General features: G+C 55.1%; 14 protein-coding genes. 9 read left to right on the forward strand and 5 right to left on the reverse strand.

Annotation, left to right across the window (positions count from 1 at the left end; translation table 11 throughout):
• The first annotated feature begins 223 nt into the window (after positions 1-223).
• The 3 genes from IV01_RS01195 to IV01_RS01185 all read left to right on the forward strand — a co-directional run bounded on the left by IV01_RS01195 (position 224) and on the right by IV01_RS01185 (position 4,019).
• Positions 224-1,216: a TerC family protein gene (locus IV01_RS01195; protein ID WP_032631727.1), complete on the forward strand. Its 993-nt coding sequence runs from the start codon at positions 224-226 to the stop codon at positions 1,214-1,216.
• Between the two features lie 567 nt (positions 1,217-1,783).
• Entirely contained in the window at positions 1,784-3,043 is a 1,260-nt protein-coding gene (locus tag IV01_RS01190; protein WP_050508042.1) for an OmpP1/FadL family transporter, read from the forward strand.
• A 151-nt stretch (positions 3,044-3,194) separates the two neighbouring features.
• Complete coding sequence (locus IV01_RS01185) at positions 3,195-4,019, forward strand: transporter (protein ID WP_154232289.1); 825 nt, start codon at positions 3,195-3,197, stop codon at positions 4,017-4,019.
• Positions 4,020-4,292: 273 nt separating this feature from the next.
• On the opposite strand, the gene IV01_RS01180 is transcribed toward IV01_RS01185, so the two are convergent.
• The 5 genes from IV01_RS01180 to IV01_RS01165 all read right to left on the reverse strand — a co-directional run bounded on the left by IV01_RS01180 (position 4,293) and on the right by IV01_RS01165 (position 9,165).
• Positions 4,293-6,260: an alkyl/aryl-sulfatase gene (locus tag IV01_RS01180; RefSeq protein ID WP_080290423.1), complete on the reverse strand. Its 1,968-nt coding sequence runs from the start codon at positions 6,258-6,260 to the stop codon at positions 4,293-4,295.
• A 459-nt stretch (positions 6,261-6,719) separates the two neighbouring features.
• Positions 6,720-7,250: a DoxX family protein gene (locus tag IV01_RS0125645; RefSeq protein WP_050508046.1), complete on the reverse strand. Its 531-nt coding sequence runs from the start codon at positions 7,248-7,250 to the stop codon at positions 6,720-6,722.
• Between the two features lie 10 nt (positions 7,251-7,260).
• Positions 7,261-8,025 (reverse strand): DNA-binding domain-containing protein, encoded by a 765-nt coding sequence (locus IV01_RS01175; protein WP_032631728.1) that lies wholly within the window; start codon positions 8,023-8,025, stop codon positions 7,261-7,263.
• Positions 8,022-8,864, reverse strand: a complete 843-nt coding sequence (locus IV01_RS01170) for a DUF692 domain-containing protein (protein ID WP_032631729.1) — start codon at positions 8,862-8,864, stop codon at positions 8,022-8,024. The genes IV01_RS01175 and IV01_RS01170 overlap by 4 nt, the downstream gene beginning before the upstream one ends.
• A 28-nt stretch (positions 8,865-8,892) precedes the next feature.
• The gene (locus IV01_RS01165; protein WP_032631730.1) at positions 8,893-9,165 is read right to left on the reverse strand and encodes a DUF2282 domain-containing protein; all 273 of its coding nucleotides are present in this window, start codon (positions 9,163-9,165) and stop codon (positions 8,893-8,895) included.
• 249 nt (positions 9,166-9,414) lie between these two features.
• Here IV01_RS01165 and IV01_RS01160 point away from each other — a divergent pair, with 249 nt between their 5' ends.
• The 6 genes from IV01_RS01160 to IV01_RS01135 all read left to right on the forward strand — a co-directional run bounded on the left by IV01_RS01160 (position 9,415) and on the right by IV01_RS01135 (position 16,180).
• Positions 9,415-9,987 (forward strand): sigma-70 family RNA polymerase sigma factor, encoded by a 573-nt coding sequence (locus IV01_RS01160; RefSeq protein WP_032631732.1) that lies wholly within the window; start codon positions 9,415-9,417, stop codon positions 9,985-9,987.
• Positions 9,984-10,625: a DUF1109 domain-containing protein gene (locus IV01_RS01155; RefSeq protein ID WP_032631733.1), complete on the forward strand. Its 642-nt coding sequence runs from the start codon at positions 9,984-9,986 to the stop codon at positions 10,623-10,625. The genes IV01_RS01160 and IV01_RS01155 overlap by 4 nt, the downstream gene beginning before the upstream one ends.
• 502 nt (positions 10,626-11,127) lie before the next feature.
• Positions 11,128-12,087 (forward strand): LysR substrate-binding domain-containing protein, encoded by a 960-nt coding sequence (locus tag IV01_RS01150; protein ID WP_032631734.1) that lies wholly within the window; start codon positions 11,128-11,130, stop codon positions 12,085-12,087.
• Between the two features lie 143 nt (positions 12,088-12,230).
• Positions 12,231-13,685 (forward strand): FAD-dependent tricarballylate dehydrogenase TcuA, encoded by a 1,455-nt coding sequence (tcuA, locus tag IV01_RS01145; protein WP_032631735.1) that lies wholly within the window; start codon positions 12,231-12,233, stop codon positions 13,683-13,685.
• Positions 13,672-14,829, forward strand: coding sequence for a tricarballylate utilization 4Fe-4S protein TcuB (gene tcuB, locus IV01_RS01140; RefSeq protein ID WP_032631736.1), 1,158 nt, complete (start codon positions 13,672-13,674; stop codon positions 14,827-14,829). Before tcuA ends, tcuB begins: the two co-directional genes overlap by 14 nt.
• 49 nt (positions 14,830-14,878) lie before the next feature.
• The gene (locus tag IV01_RS01135; protein ID WP_032631737.1) at positions 14,879-16,180 is read left to right on the forward strand and encodes an MFS transporter; all 1,302 of its coding nucleotides are present in this window, start codon (positions 14,879-14,881) and stop codon (positions 16,178-16,180) included.
• The last annotated feature ends 600 nt before the right edge of the window (positions 16,181-16,780 follow it).

Below are 16,780 nucleotides of genomic sequence, written 5' to 3' on the forward strand. Positions count from 1 at the left end.
TCGATTTTCTCCAGGGAGCGTTAGGCTTCTGATCTCTTTCAGTCGTCTATCCGCCCGCAGATCCGGCCGCCCTCACTGAAATAACTTGCAAACCTTACGTGATTGAGAAATCAGATACGTCTCTATTAAATTTTTTTCTCACAACGCCGGGCCCCTCTGACAGCGAATCGCTGCCATGTCGGAGTTGCAGTTTGTACAACGTCGACATTTAGAGGAGATGCTCATGGCTGCCCTGGAAACGTTCCTGTTTTCCGACTTTCTTGGTACCGCTAGTTGGTTGTGGCTGGTTTTTATCAGTGTCGTCCTGGCGCTGTTGATATTCGACCTCGGGGTGCTACACCGTGAGCATCGCGAAATTGGCGTGCGTGAAAGCCTGCTGTTGTCTGCTGGCTATATCACGGCTGGCTTGCTGTTCGGCCTTTGGGTCTGGGTGATAAAGGGCGGTGACGCCGGGATGGATTTTTACACCGGCTTTCTAATCGAGAAATCGTTGTCGATGGACAACGTTTTCCTCATGGCGATGATCTTCAGCTTTCTCTCAATCCCGCGCCGGTATCAGCACGAGGTTCTGTTCTGGGGCATTCTGGGTGTGATCGTGCTGCGCGCGCTTATGATTGGCCTGGGGGCAGCGCTGATTGCCGAGTTCAGTTGGATTCTCTATGTGTTCGGCATCTTCCTGCTGTTGACCGGGGCGAAGATGCTGTTCAGCAAGATCGACGCCCACCCGGACCTTAGCGAAAACCTGATGGTGAAGTTCCTGCGCAAACACATGCGAGTGACTGATCGCTTGTATGAAGGGCGCTTCTTCATCCGCCAGCCGGATGCGAGTGGTAAGGCCGTGGTCTGGGCGACGCCGTTGTTCCTTGCCCTGGTTCTGATCGAGTGTGCTGACCTGGTGTTCGCTGTGGACAGCGTGCCGGCGATCTTTGCCATCACCCAAGACCCCTTTATCGTCTACACCTCAAACATCTTCGCCATCCTCGGCCTGCGTGCGCTGTATTTCGCTTTGGCGGCGATGATCCACCGCTTCGCCTACCTCAAGTACGCCCTCGCGCTGGTGTTGATGTTTATCGGCGGCAAGATCTTCATGGTCGGCATCATCGGTAAGATTCCGGCAGTGTTTTCTCTCAGCGTGACAGTGGCTTTGCTGCTGGGCGGTGTGTTGCTATCGCTTTGGAAAACCCGCGATCAGACCTCTACTCACCCTAAGGGTTAGATCCGTTCAGGAGGCGACCGCCACATGAAAAAGTAAGCCTGGTGCAACCGGGGATTGAAAAGTATGCGCAGTTACTCTCGGAGCAAATCGCCCGGGCTGAACTTCCCTCCCGGGGATACGTGAGAAAGATTTAGATTCCACAATGTGCAGCTCTGAGTCGGGTGCTACCCTTAGCAACAGGTGGTGCTCGGCCAGACCTGGTCCCTCAAGACATTCATCGCTGAAACGAACGAATACTCCTGATCACTTAAGTCGGCAGGGTCTTATTTACGCTTTTTAACATCAGCAGGATTTCAGCGATCGTCGATAGCGCGCTATCGGACGGCCGTAGAAACGAATCATTGCGAAGCCGTCTTGTCTGGGAATGACTTCTATTGAATAAAGTTATCGCGTTCACTCGGAATTGCTTGATCTAGGTCAATTTTCGCAAGGCCCCTTCGTTGAAACTCTTTGAGCGACCACCCAAAACCCTGAACGTTAAGTGTGATCAAGTTACTGTCCTCGTCATTGAGAGCCTGCTTCCAATGAGTCTAATAATAGTGGAATGAGAAATTCCCGGGTGCTCAGATGACCAAGAAACTGATCTACGGCATGGTGTTCCTGTGTATTTCTTCGTGGACCCATGCCGGTGGGATCCTGCTGTATGAAGTCGGCAGTGAAAATACTGGGGTTGCTAACGCAGGCGCTGCGGCACGAGCACAAGGGCCATCGACTATCGCCAGTAATCCGGCCGGTTTGAGCTATCTGAAAGACACCCAAATAAGTGTCGGGGCCCAACTACTGTTTGGCAATATGAGTTTTGATCAAGACTCTTCTACCACCAGTAACGGCGGAAACGGAGACAACGGCTTGGGTCTGACGCCGGGGGCCAGCTTTTTTATCAGCCATCGACTGGACGATCAATGGAGCCTCGGATTTGGCACCTATGGCGACTTCGGGCTGGCGGAAAGTTTCGGAAACCGTTGGGCGGGTCGTTATTACGTGCAAGACGCCAGTATTGTCGGTCTATCATTAGTACCCAGTGTGGCTTATCGGTTTAATGATGAGTGGTCGCTGGGCGCGGGTCTGAAAGCGATGTACGGGAGGTTAAGATCCAAAACAGCAATCAATCTTGCTCCCCTCGGTCTGCTGGACCGAAGCGATGGCCAATACAAGTATGAAGACGGTACTTGGGGCTATGGCGCGAATCTAGGTGTGATCTATTCTCCGCAGGCGGGTACTCGGATTGGCTTGGCTTACACGAGTAAAGTAGATCTGGACTTCGAAGATCGCCTGGACATTAAAGGCACCGGTCCGCTGCTAAATAACTTGGACGGTCTGAATACTAAGATCGGTATGAGAGTGCCGCAGACAGCTACGCTCAGTTTGTATCAGCAGCTTAATCCGCAATGGGCGCTGCTCGCGACCGCCAATTGGCAAGACTGGTCAAGTTTCGGAGAGATATCCCTCGAGGTCGATACCAATGCGGCCGGCGCGCAATCGACCACTGTTAATGCCAATTTCAGAGATACCTACCAACTGGCGTTGGGGGCGCAATACCAGGCGACCCAGCAGTTGTTGTGGAATGTCGGCGCTGCCTATGACACCTCGGCGGTATCCGACGCTAACCGGCGTTTGGTCATGCCGGTGGGCAGCACCTGGCGGCTGGGTACTGGCGCCACCTATACGCTGGATAAAAGTACATACCTGAACATCAGCTGGGATGTGGTCTGGATGGGCAACTTACCAGTTGATCAAAGTAAATCATTGTCTGGCCAACGCACCTCCGGTCAGTTCAGCAATACCTGGATCCAAACCTTCACCGGCAATATAACCTGGCGCTTCTAGCGTCTGGCAGTGAATGAATAAATTCAACGTTTGGAGTATCACTTCAAATGCACATACCCATTTAACAATTAACCAGAAAGAAGCGTGTCAGCGCAGCCATACTTTTTGTGCTTGACGCCGCCTTGTCTTGCGTCGAACAGGGGATTTAAATATGTTGCGATCACAACTAAAGCTACAGCTAACGCTGCTGACGGTCCTTGCTTTCGCGCAGCAAAGCGCTGTTGCCGAGACGAAAGATGCTGCGGAACTGGCCAAGCAGGCGCTCAACCCTGTTGCGGCAATATACAGCTTACCGGTGCAATACAATTGGGACCAAAAGCTGGGCCCGACCGATAACGGCATGCATAGCGTCACCAATATTCAGCCGGTGCTGCCATTCGAATTGAACGACGATTGGAATCTTATCTCACGCACGATCTTGCCGATAATCGATCAACACGGTCTGGCCCCGAATGGGCAGGCAGATAAATCCGGGATTGGTGATGTCACTCAAAGCCTTTTTTTCTCGCCTAAACAACCCACCGACAGTGGGTGGATTCTCGGTGTCGGGCCGGCATTACTGATCCCAGCCGGCGGCGATGATTTGCTGAGTAGCAAGCAATGGGGTCTGGGGCCTACCGCCGTAGCGCTGAAACAATCAAACGGCTGGACCCGCGGCATTCTTGCCAACCATATCTGGGGGCTCAATGGGAGCACGCCGGATGGTAAAGAAAAGGTCAATCAGACCTTCCTGCAACCATTCCTTTCCTATACCAACGGGACCTATACCACCTTCGGGGTGAATACCGAATCGATCTACAACTGGCAAAGCCGGCGGTGGTCGGTGCCAGTCAACCTGACGGTCACACAACTGCTGAAAATCTCAGGTCAACCTTTAACCATTCAAATCGGGCCACGTTATTGGGCGGACAGCTCGGATAACGGTGCGCAGGGCTGGGGATTCCGTGCAGCAGTGACGTTTCTGTTTGCGCGCTGACGGGCAAATCAAGCACAAAGCACCAGACCGCAATAACACGAGACTTTATTATTTGATTGCTGACTCAATCGAGCAGAGTCAAATCACCATCAGGCACATTTCGGCATCTCGCTATTCGATCCAGAGCCGCCCCCTCACGCTCGACCGACGCGTGAAAAAGCAGACATAACAACGCACTGCCAAGACCCTATGCAGCGCCTTGATGCACCTCCACACACGCAAGACGAAATGTCCCGCTTAACGGCGCTCTGTACTTGCGGAACTGCAAAACGACTAAGGTTCCGCGATCGTAAACCAGAAATCGAACTTTTCGAAATAGGTCAGCATTTCTTTAAACTTGTCTTTGTTACCTTCGATTTTTACGTCGCCACTTTCCGATAAGTTACCCAGTTTCAGCTTGCCCAACGCAATGTCATCGAGGGTGGTTCGATTAAGAGTGACAGAGCCGTCAGCGTTATCCATTTTTTTATCTTTTTTGTAATTCATGACACCGTTTTTAATCGTCAATACGTACTGGGCGTTAGTGTCTGGAAAGTTGAGATTGAACGCAAAGGATTTCTCGCCGACTCTCGGACCATTCAAGTGAATGGCAAGGAAGTCTAGAAACATTTCAGTAGTCATGCCGCGAATGATGTCAGGCGAACTGGTATTGGGCGTCACCATTTTTTTCACGCCCCCACGCAATTCCTGGGCGCCTGACAGGTAGAAGTTACGTGCAGGCCCCGATTCCGCCTGGTAACCCATCTGCTCCAGAGCGTCAGCCTCGACAGAACGAGCACTCTGGTTCTTCGGATCGGCGAAAACGACCTTGTTGGCTACAACCGCAGCCCAGCGGTAATCGCCTTTGTCATAAGACTCCTGAGCGGTTTTGACCATCTTGTCCGCACCCACCATTTCGACGTACTTCTTAGCCTCCTCGGTCGGTGGTAATGGATCGAAGTTGGCTGGATTACCATCCCAGAAGCCTAAGTAGAGTTGATAGGTCGCACGCACGTTATGCTTGAGATTGCCGTAATAGCCGCGGTTAGAAAACTCTTTCGCCAGGCTGTCAGGCAGCTTGAACGCCTCAGCGATCTCGTTCATGGTCATGCCTTGGTTGGCCATGCGCAGCGTCTGATCATTAATGTACTTGTAGAGGTCGCGCTGTTTCTCCAGATGCTGCACCACTCGTTCATTACCCCACTGCGGCCAATGATGGCTACCGAACGACACAACGGCATCCGCCCCCCACAGATCAATGGTTTGTCCAAGAGCACTCGCCCATTTCTGCGCGCTGCGAACTTTTGCACCACGCAGGGTAAGAATGTTGTGCAAGGTGTGGTTGGCATCCTCGGCCAGGTCGATGGCTTTGAATTGCGGGAAGTAGAACAGCATTTCAGCCGGAGCTTCAGTATTGGGAGCCATTTGGAACACCGCCTCGATTCCATCGACTGTGAGCGTTTCTCCGGTTTTCTCGATCAGTTTGTTCGGTTCGAGCAGGGTGATGGTGCCTGCAGCAGTGGTTATCCCCAAGCCACCACTGACCGTACCTTTGGGGTCTTTTGGCAACAGATTGCCGTACATATAAGAAGCGCGACGGCTCATCGCGGTGCCAGCAAACACATTTTCGCTGACCGCTTCCTCCATGAAGCCTTCAGGGGCGATCACTGGGACTTTGCCTGACTTCACATCGGCGTCATCGACCATCGCGCGCACGCCAGCGAAGTGGTCAACATGCGAGTGAGTAAATATCACGGCAGAAACCGGTAGATTTTCAATTTTGTCATTGACCAGCGCCAGCGCCGCTCGGGCTGTTTCCGCCGAGGTCAGTGGATCAATCACGATCCAGCCAGTCTTTCCACGGATGAAGGTGACGTTAGCCAGGTCGATATTGCGTACCTGGTAGATGCCATCCACCACTTTGAACAAACCTCGAATGGAAAGCAGCTGCGATTGCCGCCACAGACTTGGGTTTACCGTGGCGGGTATTGTTCCTTCTTCCTTGAGAAAGTCGTATTGGGACAGGTCAATAACGGTATTACCCGCATCACCCTTGATCACTGGACTGGGTAAATCGGCTATAAATCCGTGGTTCGCATCGTCAAAGTCTTGCTGGTTGGAAAACGGCAAATAGCCAAGCAACGCATCGTTGGCTTCTCGAGTTGCATTGGTGGCGTCGTTGGGGGCAGCGTGCGCCGCGCCAGCTCCGAGGCAGGTCGATAAAACGGCGAGCACGATTTGTCTGGGAAGTAGACCTGGCATTTCGCTTCTCCTCATGTTTGCAAGCACACTCCCGCCGCCACTTCTGACGCCGGGAATAGTTTCGTACGATCGACGAAAAACAAAGGGGCAAAAAATTCTTCCTGCATGTAACAGATGAGGCACTTTAACCGTGCTCAACTGACCCCTTACGGTCACTCCGTACTCGGTTCTGCTTCTATTGTTTTCGTGCTCAGTACCATTGGAGTATTACGAAGCGCAGGAGCGCAGAGTTGAGATAAATCAAATAGTCAGTGATCGAGGATGCGGTTTGTGGGGCCGGGCGAATGCACCGGGGCTTCGCATTTTTTTTGCGCGAGCGATTCTCATGGCCGCGTGCTCGCTGCTCGGGTGTTATGCCGACAATGCAGAGACCGCCAATAAGAGTAATAAGCCGTTGAATCGCCCCAGACCCTCATCTTGGCTATAGCACGGTGCAGGTGACCTCAACTTATTCGACATCTACTTGCTTGGTTTACCTCGTTCACAGTCATCGCAGATTGCACGGGGGGCACGCGTTCGCAATCCCTTGATACACGAATCCAAAGAAAGTACCCCCGCCCCCCGGCCGACAATGAACAACAGCAGTACGGCCCACGAGAGGTGAGTTGGCCACGCGTCCGGGTAAACAAAAACCTGGATCACTCCGGTCATGACAAGCAGGGCCAGCGCCGATAACCGGGTACATAAGCCAAGGATCAGCAGTAGCGGGAACAAGTGCTCGGCATAAGCCGCCAGATGTGCGGCCAGTTCCGGGGAAATCAGTGGCAGATTGTACTCGCTACGAAAAAGCTCATAAGTGCTGGGCGTGACGGTCAAAAAGCCCTCGACCTTGGTTCGGCCGGACAACAGGAAAATCGCCGCTATCGAAATACGGGCAAGCAGTGAGAGCAAATCATTACTGATAAGGCGCTGTAACTGATTCGCCAGTGAGCTCCAGTGGTGGCGAAGGCGCTGACTGAAAGTCGGTGCAGCAATGTGCAAGGTATCCATGATGTGCTCCTTATTGTTGTCCGGCTGCCTGATTGGCGGCGAACGCATTGGCGCTCACCAGACAAATCAGCAATTCATTCAAATCCAGCTCAGGCTGTGCATCGAGAGCACGCTGAGCCGCCTCCCCCAGTGACAGGCTGGCAGCGCATGCATCGAGAAAAATGCAGCCACCGCGTGAAAGCTCCTGCCATTGCACAAGCCCATCCTTACGGGTCAATAACGCGCCTTCAGCGCTCCATTGCAGGTCCTCGGGTATATCCAGCTTCTCACGGTTCAAACGCCAGAGGCTGTAAGCCGGCTGGTCGGAGAACCATGCCCAGCGGGCGGCAACGTGGGGTTCGAGATACAAGCCAAGCAACGCCAGAGGTTCGATCCGGGTCAGCTCGGCAAGCCCGGTACCGGCTTGTTCAGCGGCACTGTGGGCTTCGATCCAGAAGCGATCCAGGCGAGCTATGTTGCCCAGATAAGGCATCTCTCTGGCATGTTCGAAGTTGTCGAGGAAGTGGGCAAAATCGGTACCGTAAAACAACAGGCGCGCATCGCTGGGCGGATGGTCATGCAGGTAGACCGATGCTGCGGCCCGCAGCCATTCCGTTCCCACTATCCGCTCTACCGTCGGGAAGTTGGCCAGTAGCGCATCGCTGGCGCCTTTCATCACGGTGTTGCGGTAGACCATGAAACCCGCCTGTTGAGCCAGAGAAGGCAATGCGGACGGATCGGTGCCATAAAGCGCGCTGACAAACGCATCCTGAAAACCGCTCAGTGAAAGATTCATTGAGTGGTCTCCCGTGATGGGCTCAGGATGCACTGGGCTAGATCTCGCTCGCCCAGCAAGACTTCAAACGAAGGCAATTGGTCGTCACGTTCGATCAGCGTCGGGCGCGACCCTATACGTTCGATCAGACGTCGGTACAGGCTCCAGACGCTGTCGACGATGGGCGCATCGTGGGAGTCGATCAATAATGAAGAGTTGCCGGGGTCGACAGTGTGCCCCGCCAGATGAATTTCCATGATGGCTTGAGCGGGAAAGGCATCGATATAAGCCGCCGCGTCCAAGGCCAGATTATGAGCGCTGATATGCACGTTGTTCACGTCAAGCAATAACCCACAACCGGTTCTGATGGACAGTTCACTCAGGAAGTCGATTTCGCTCCATTCGTGACCGTCGAGTCTTAAATAATGGGTAGGGTTTTCAATGGCAATGCGTCGGCCCAGAGCATCTTGAGTGCGCTGGATATTATCGGTAATGCGGATGAGCGCCTCGCCGGTACGGGGAAACGGCAGCAGGTCAGGATGATACTGACCGCGCCAGGCCGACCAGGCGAGGTGCTCGGAAACAAGGGCCGGCTGGAGGCGATCGGCGAGAGTCCTGAGCCGCGCCAGGTGAACCTTGTCCGGCGGGCAATCAGCCGCAAGTGACAAGGACACACCGTGCATAGCCAAAGGATGCTGCTCACCGATTGCTTGCAGCCAGGCCAGACGTGGTCCACCATCGATCAGGTAGTTTTCCGGATGCACTTCAAACCACAGCCCGTCACTCGTGCATTCGAGTGCCTGCTGGTAGTGCTCGGCCTTGAGGCCGAGCCCTGCGCCCATCCGGAATTGATTGTCCATGATCGCTGCGTACTCTGGAGATGGCGGATTACATGGCTTTCAGGGTGCCCATGCCTTTCGGGGTCTTGATGGAGGTGCAGGTCCCGGCCGGAACATTTTTCCATGCATCGGCCTGGTAATCGGTTTTCGACGTACCGGCGCAAGTAGTACCGGCACCCGCCTTGCAGTCATTTTTCCCGGCCATGGAAACGCCGTAGCATTTTTCCATTGCACCGGCTGCGGCTGGAGCTTCGGCAGCCATGGCGCCGGCAGCGAATGAGGAAAGAGCAACTGCAATGGCCGCGAGTTTGATGTTGTTCATTTTTGTTTCTCCGAAAAAGTCAGTGGTGGTCGCCGCTTCAGGCAGAGGCTCTGCGCTTGCGATCCGAGAAGTAGTTCGCTGACTTCGGGAAACTGGTTACAGTCCTCGCAAAATATTTTTTAGAATCGTGAGGATAAAATCTGCAGGTTGCCTTTAGCCTTTGGACGCAAGCATGATCCGCTACCCGTCATGAGCATCGCGTTATGTGGGTGCGAAATATTTTTCCCCTTCGTGTAACCAGAGCAGAAGATGGAACGAACTACCCACAACGACGCATTGCGCAGCCGGGAGATGCACCTTCAGGCGTTGTTCGCCGCTGGCCTTGAAGGAGACGAGCAGGCTTATCGGCAATTTCTGTCGGAGTTGAGCGGTCACCTGCGCGGCTTTCTGCGAGCAAGACTTCAACGGCAGCCGGGCGATATCGAGGATTTACTGCAAGAGGTGCTGCTGGCCATTCATAACGGCCGTCACACCTATCGGACCGATCTGCCACTGACGGCATGGGTGTTCGCCATTGCGCGCTACAAACTTACGGATTTTTTTCGGGGCAGATCACGCCATGAAGTGTTTAACGACCCCCTCGACGATGGCGCAGAGCTTTTTGCCGAGCCTCATCTTGAACCAGCACAGGCCAGTCGTGACCTCGGCAAGCTCCTGGAGCAATTGCCCGAGCGTCAACGCCTTCCGATCATGCATGTGAAGCTTGAGGGGTTGTCGGTCAGTGAAACGGCGTTGATAACCGGTTTATCTGAATCAGCGATAAAGACAGGCATCCATCGCGGACTGAAAGCGTTGGCTGCAAAGATCAGAGGCAAACAATGAAAACTGATGACTTCATTTCCCTGCTCGCGACGGGAGTTACCCCGGTTGACCGGCATGCAGTCGCCAAGCGCTTCAGCGTTGCGACGCTGACCGGCCTGGTGACGGCCACGCTGCTGGTGATGGTCTTACTGGGCGTTCGTGCAGACCTGTTCGTGGTGGCGGTGACTCCGCTTTTCTGGGCCAAAATCGCCCTGCCCCTCAGTTTGATAGCCGGTGCTCTGAGCGTAGTCGTACGCCTGGCAAGGCCGGGAGTCCCCCCGGGCTACGGAGGATTACTGATTTTTGCAGCCATTGCAGCCGTGTGGGGGGGCGCGATCTATGTCCTTATGGGTTCGGCACCCGACACCCGCCTCGCTGTGATTCTTGGCAAGACCTGGCGGGTATGTGCACTCAATATCACCTTGCTATCGATCCCGGGATTCATTGCTGTTTTCTGGGCGCTACGCAATTTGGCGCCCACCCGCTCGACGCTGGCCGGAAGCTGCGCCGGCCTCCTCTCAGGCGCGATGGCCACCCTTGCGTACAGTCTGCACTGCCCGGAAATGGGCGTGCCATTTTGGGGAACCTGGTACCTGCTGGGTATGGCAGTACCAACCGCTATGGGCATGTTCCTCGGGAAATACTGGCTGCGCTGGTAGGTCACCAGGCACGCCAGCGACAGGTGTCTATCGAACAGAAGCAATCATTCAACGCTCCCCGTCCCATCTGCTTGAACTGACCCATTAGTTACCAGGCTGTGTTGAAAATAACGGCACTTCCCAATGAAGCTGTCGCCGCGGCGTCGTCAATTGCGAAATCAAATCACGACTCAAACCTTTTGAACATTGCCATTGCAACCAATGCCGTGAAGGCATCTGGCAACGTTCGCCAGCTATGGCAGTTTGCTGCGAACTGACCTGCGCTGGGCACACCGACAAGCCGCAACATGTTGAATGTGGCGTCCAACGTGCCCTGGTCTGCGATCCAGGCTCAACCGACACAATCACGATAGAAAGTTCGGGTCTACTGCTGTCAGCCGTCGACAAATCGCACGTGCTCAATCGTCACCCCAAACCTGCGACAATGCTTCTCTTCAGACTTCGCAACTTGCGTGGCAAACGTTCAGGTATTTGAATAACAAATCCACGGGGAGCAGCCACATTGGAATTGAGACAACTGCGCTATTTCGTAAAAATCATTGAGCTTGGCAGCCTGGGACGTGCGGCGCTTGAACTAGACGTTGGCGTGTCAGCCCTAAGTCAGCAAATCTCCAAGCTGGAAAGCGAACTGTGCACCCGCCTCCTGAATCGAACCTCCACCGGAGTGACCCCCACTAGCGCCGGATTTGCGTTTCTACACCATGCCCAACTGACGCTACGCCAAGCGGAAAACGCCATCATGGCGGCACACCGCGGGCGAATGAGCGGTTATGTCAGCGTCGGCTTGCCACCGACGACCGCGACAGTGCTCGCGTTGCCGTTAATCAACGCAATGCGTGCGCGTTATCCAGACATACAACTGCATTTGGTGGAAATGCTTTCCGGCCACCTGGCGGCGCAGCTCAACGCTCGGCACATTGACCTGGCTATCCTGTTCCAGCTCGAAGGGGGTAAACGCTGGAGCGTGACTCCGCTGCTGGATGAAAAGCTTTTTGTGATTGCCTCGCCTGATCTGCCTCAAGCGCCTTCTGGTGACAGCGTACAGTTAGCCGATCTCGGCGGCCTGCCACTGGTAATGCCCAGTGCGCAACATGGTCTGCGCTCGGGATTGATGAGCGCCTTCGAGCGGGTCGGGCTAACACCCAATGTCATTATGGAAGTCGACGGTCTCGCTGTTTTGATGAACGCCGTTCGGGCCGGTCACGCGGCAACAATACAGCCGGGGGCTGCTGCGGCATTGAAGGACAGGTCCGGACTCTCGCTGATCAGGATTGCCGATCTCCATGTAGGCCGCCGTAATCTTCTGGCAACGCTGCCTGACGACGAACTCTCGCCCGCGGCGCTGGCAACGCGGTTGGTCATGGTCGATGTGGCACGACAGTTGGTCGTCAGCAAACAGTGGCCTGGAGCTACGTGGATAGAAGGGATAGACGCAGGATCCTCATTGAACCCCGGCTCATAAGTCTCTCCTGACGACAAAGCCTTTAGAAAAACTAAATACCCCGCGCCATTGTCAGTCTTTCGCTCACCTATTCCCCACCCTATCGTTCTCCCCAATCGCAAGGAGCAATTTGTTCCCGCCTCCTTGCAAATCGAGGAACGAAAATGATCGATGTCTTAATCATAGGGGGTGGCAACGCTGCCCTATGCGCCGCTCTAATGGCGCGAGAAGCGGGTGCCAGCGTAATGCTGCTGGAAGCCTCCCCAAAAATCTGGCGCGGTGGTAACTCCCAACACACCCGTAACCTGCGGTGCATGCACGACGAACCTCAGGACGTGCTAATCGATGCCTATCCGGAAGAAGAATACTGGCAAGACCTGTTGAAGGTTACCGGTGGTCTCACGGATGAAAGGCTTGCACGCATTACGATTCGGGCATCGTCTTCTTGCCGTGACTGGATGCGTTCACACGGGGTGCATTTTCAGCCTCCGCTTTCCGGAGCGCTGCACGTGGCGCGGACTAACGCATTTTTTATGGGAGGGGGCAAAGCGTTGGTCAATGCGTATTTCCGCAGTGCCGAGCGCTTGGGAGTCAAAGTTCGCTACAACACTCAAGTGACCGATATCGAGTTGGATGAGGGGAAATTCGTCGCCGCCCATGTGGGCGAACATGAGGTCGATGGTCAGCGTTTCGCCGCAGAACGCATTGAAGCGCGGGCCTGCGTATTGGCGGCTGGCGGCTTCGAATCCAACCGTGAATGGCTGCGCGAAGCCTGGGGGCAGAACGAACGCGGTGAATGGCCATCGGACAATTTCCTGATCCGGGGCACCCGATTCAACACCGGCATATTGCTACGGCGCATGCTCGACCTCGGCGCAGATGTGATTGGCGACCCAACGCAAGCACACATGGTAGCGATTGATGCCCGCGCGCCGCCCTACGATGGCGGCATCTGTACCCGAATCGATTGCGTATCACTTGGAGTGGTCGTCAATCGTGATGGCGAACGATTCTACGACGAAGGTGAGGATTTCTGGCCAAAACGTTATGCGATCTGGGGGCGACTGGTGGCTGGGCAACCCGGTCAGCAGGCCTATTCGATTATCGATCAACAAGCCATCGGCCGCTTCATGCCCCCGGTCTTTCCAGGAACCACCGCCAATACGCTGCAAGACCTGGCCCGCCAGTTGAAGCTGCCTCAAGAACAATTCGTCAAGACTGTCGAGGATTACAACCGCGCCTGCTGCGTCGGCACGTTCGATCACACGGCGCTGGACGATTGTCACACCCTGGGGCTGATGCCGGCCAAAACCCATTGGGCACGGCCATTGGTGAAGCCGCCTTTCTACGCCTACCCGCTTAAGCCAGGTGTCACCTTCACCTACCTCGGCCTCGCCACCGACGAAACCGCTGCCGTGCATTTCAACGGCCAGGCAAGCCCCAACCTGTTCGTCGCGGGAGAAATGATGGCCGGCAATGTTCTGGGCAAGGGCTACACCGCAGGCATCGGCATGGCCATTGGTACAGCTTTTGGCCGCATCGCCGGTGTGCAAGCGGCCGCTTCGGCGGGCTTTGGCGTTTCAGCTGCAAACAAGGAGTCTCGACATGCAACTGTTTGATCCCCAATCGTCGAGCGGGTTGATCCCGGTGTTGAATCTTGACGAAAGTGAAGTCCAGCGGCAGATGACCATCTGCAATGCCTGCCGTTATTGCGAAGGCTTTTGTGCGGTATTTCCGGCGATGACCCGGCGCCTGGAATTCACTCAGGCTGACATCCATTATCTGGCGAACCTGTGCCATAACTGCGGCGCGTGCCTGCACGCCTGCCAATACGCCGCACCACACGAGTTCGACGTCAACATACCCAAAGCCATGGCGAAAGTTCGCCTGGATACTTACGCCGAATACGCCTGGCCGCAAGTGATGGGCAAGTTGTATCAGCGCAACGGCCTGACCCTGGCGCTGGCTTCCGGTGGCGGACTGGCGTTGTTTTTATGCCTGACCCTGATGTTCATGGGCAACCTGTTCACGACCATTCCCGGAGGCAACTTCTATAAGATTTTCCCGCATAACACCCTGGCGCTGATGTTCGGCTCAGTGTTCGGCTTTGCGGTACTTGCCCTGACCATAGGTGTAAGGCGCTTCTGGCGCAACGTTTCACCGGTCGCAGCGCCACTGCCATTGAAAACCTCTGCTGCTTTGGAGGCTACGGTCAACGTCGCACAGCTCAAATATCTGGACGGCGGCCATGGCGAAGGCTGCAACAACGCAGACGATCAATTCACCTTGTGGCGACGCCGATTCCACCACCTCACCTTCTACGGCTTCCTGCTGTGCTTCGCCGCCACCAGTGTCGCCACGCTCTATCACTATCTGCTGAAGTGGTCGGCGCCTTATCCGATCTTCAGCTTACCGGTGATGCTGGGTATTGCCGGTGGTATCGGCCTGCTGATCGGCCCGGCGGGTCTTCTTTGGCTGAACCTGCGTCGCAACCCTGCGCACGGGGATGAGAACCAAAAACCCATGGACCGCGGCTTCATTGCTCTGCTGTTTCTAGTCAGCGCGAGCGGCCTGGCTCTACTGGCTTTGCGTGAAACCAGCGCCTTGGGCTTGATGCTGGCTATCCACCTGGGCCTGGTCATGGCGTTTTTCTTGACCATGCCTTACAGCAAATTCGCCCATGGAATATTCCGCAGCGCAGCGCTGCTCAAACACGCCATCGAGAAGCGTCAACCCAACCCGATCAACGCTGGCAGCGATTGACGGTTAAGACACTTATTCCAAAAACAATAGTGAGCATAACGGTAGCCAAATGATGAAAACGACAACGGCAACAACCCGAGGCAAGGGGTCCAAACTGGGCGCCATTTTGCGGGTCACCAGCGGTAACTTTCTTGAGCAGTTCGACTTCTTTCTGTTTGGGTTCTACGCGACCTACATCTCCCAAACTTTCTTTCCTGCCACCAGCGAATTTGCCTCGCTAATGATGACCTTCGCAGTATTCGGCTCCGGATTCCTGATGCGTCCGTTAGGCGCCATTGTGCTGGGGGCGTACATCGATAAGGTCGGCCGTCGCAAAGGGCTGATAGTGACGCTGTCGATCATGGCCGCTGGTACCGTATTGATCGCCCTGGTGCCAGGCTACGCCGCCATCGGCGTGGCGGCACCGATTCTGGTGTTGTTGGGCAGGCTGCTCCAGGGCTTCTCCGCCGGCGCGGAAATGGGAGGTGTTTCCGTGTATCTGGCGGAAATTTCCACCCCCGGTCACACCGGTTTTTACACCAGTTGGCAGTCGGCCAGCCAACAGGTTGCGATCGTCGTCGCGGCCGCGTTGGGCTACACGATCAATGCAACGATGCAAGCCGCTGAAATTGCCGATTGGGGATGGCGTATTCCCTTCTTCATTGGCTGCGTGATCATCCCGTTCATTTTCATTATTCGTCGCTCACTGGAAGAAACTGCTGCCTTCACTGCTCGCAGCCATCGTCCAACAACTCGCGAAGTTTTTCGTTCGATGCGTGACAACTGGCGCACCGTACTGGCGGGCGGCCTGCTTGCATCTATGACCACCACCACGTTCTACCTTATTACGGTCTACACACCGACGTTTGGCAGGACAGTACTGAACCTGAGCACCACTGACAGCCTGATGGTCACACTGCTGGTAGGCATCAGCAACTTTATCTGGCTGCCTATCGGCGGCGCCATCTCCGACCGCATTGGCCGGCGGCCACTGTTACTGGCGATATCGTTGCTGTGCATCTTCACTGCCTATCCCGCGATGCACTGGCTAGCGCAAGCGGCGAGTTTCGAACGACTCCTTGCTGTTCTGCTGTACTTCTCATTCTTCTTTGGCATCTACAACGGCGCCATGGTCGCGGCACTGACCGAGGTCATGCCACAGAACGTGCGGGTTGTCGGGTTTTCACTGGCATTCAGTCTGGCTACCGCGGTGTTTGGTGGCTTTACCCCGGCAATCTCGACGTTGCTTGTCCAGGCGACGGGTGACAAAGCATCACCTGCCTACTGGCTGATGTTCGCGGCAGTGTGCGGATTCACGGCGACGACGATTCTGTACCGTCGGCAAAAAGCTTTGGCAGTCAAAACCGCTTGATTGATTGATCACCGACGCTTGCCACGCGCCGATCCGCGCGGGAAGCGAATCAAAGCGTTGAGAGGTCGATTGCGGTCCTTCGTCAGGGCGGTAATCGGCCTAAGCGCCCTACTCAATAGGCATCGACAGATTCTTCGAATAATACTGGGTTCGGTGCCCTTGTTTTCCAACCGATCATGGACTCGAGGCAAGGATCGAAAACCGCGGCATGCAGGTAACAGCTGCTGCGTGGCCGGCCGACAAGATAGCCCTTATCCAGCAGGCTTTGATAGACCAGGGTCACGGTATAACGCGAAGTACGTAACTGCTGAGACAGTTTGCGGCACGACGACAACGGTTCATCGGCAGAGAAGCCACCGCCCCTGCCAGGAAGTTGCATACTTCTCTCAGACTGTCACTCGAGGATGTGCAGATCCCATTGCTCACAAGTTCACAGCCCGCCCCCCTTTCTCGCTGACACTACATCTACCCCCTCACCATTCTTGCTGAGGAGGCAGACTCGATAGGGATAACCGCATTCAGGCATTAAGCGGCCGGGCATCAGGCCTTGTGTGATTAAACCGGCTCCCACCTATACGGCAGCAACCGACCGATTAACTG

The organism is Pseudomonas syringae, assembly GCF_000737245.1.
Lineage (GTDB): Bacteria > Pseudomonadota > Gammaproteobacteria > Pseudomonadales > Pseudomonadaceae > Aquipseudomonas > Aquipseudomonas syringae_J.

What these genes read in the sequence shown, in the direction of transcription:
- IV01_RS01195 (WP_032631727.1), top strand. Translation starts at nt 224, where the DNA reads ATGGCTGCCCTGGAAACGTTCCTGTTTTCCGACTTTCTTGGTACCGCT.
- IV01_RS01190 (WP_050508042.1), top strand. Translation starts at nt 1,784, where the DNA reads ATGACCAAGAAACTGATCTACGGCATGGTGTTCCTGTGTATTTCTTCG.
- IV01_RS01185 (WP_154232289.1), top strand. Translation starts at nt 3,195, where the DNA reads ATGTTGCGATCACAACTAAAGCTACAGCTAACGCTGCTGACGGTCCTT.
- IV01_RS01180 (WP_080290423.1), bottom strand. Translation starts at nt 6,260, where the DNA reads ATGCCAGGTCTACTTCCCAGACAAATCGTGCTCGCCGTTTTATCGACC.
- IV01_RS0125645 (WP_050508046.1), bottom strand. Translation starts at nt 7,250, where the DNA reads ATGGATACCTTGCACATTGCTGCACCGACTTTCAGTCAGCGCCTTCGC.
- IV01_RS01175 (WP_032631728.1), bottom strand. Translation starts at nt 8,025, where the DNA reads ATGAATCTTTCACTGAGCGGTTTTCAGGATGCGTTTGTCAGCGCGCTT.
- IV01_RS01170 (WP_032631729.1), bottom strand. Translation starts at nt 8,864, where the DNA reads ATGGACAATCAATTCCGGATGGGCGCAGGGCTCGGCCTCAAGGCCGAG.
- IV01_RS01165 (WP_032631730.1), bottom strand. Translation starts at nt 9,165, where the DNA reads ATGAACAACATCAAACTCGCGGCCATTGCAGTTGCTCTTTCCTCATTC.
- IV01_RS01160 (WP_032631732.1), top strand. Translation starts at nt 9,415, where the DNA reads ATGGAACGAACTACCCACAACGACGCATTGCGCAGCCGGGAGATGCAC.
- IV01_RS01155 (WP_032631733.1), top strand. Translation starts at nt 9,984, where the DNA reads ATGAAAACTGATGACTTCATTTCCCTGCTCGCGACGGGAGTTACCCCG.
- tcuA (WP_032631735.1), top strand. Translation starts at nt 12,231, where the DNA reads ATGATCGATGTCTTAATCATAGGGGGTGGCAACGCTGCCCTATGCGCC.
- tcuB (WP_032631736.1), top strand. Translation starts at nt 13,672, where the DNA reads ATGCAACTGTTTGATCCCCAATCGTCGAGCGGGTTGATCCCGGTGTTG.
- IV01_RS01135 (WP_032631737.1), top strand. Translation starts at nt 14,879, where the DNA reads ATGATGAAAACGACAACGGCAACAACCCGAGGCAAGGGGTCCAAACTG.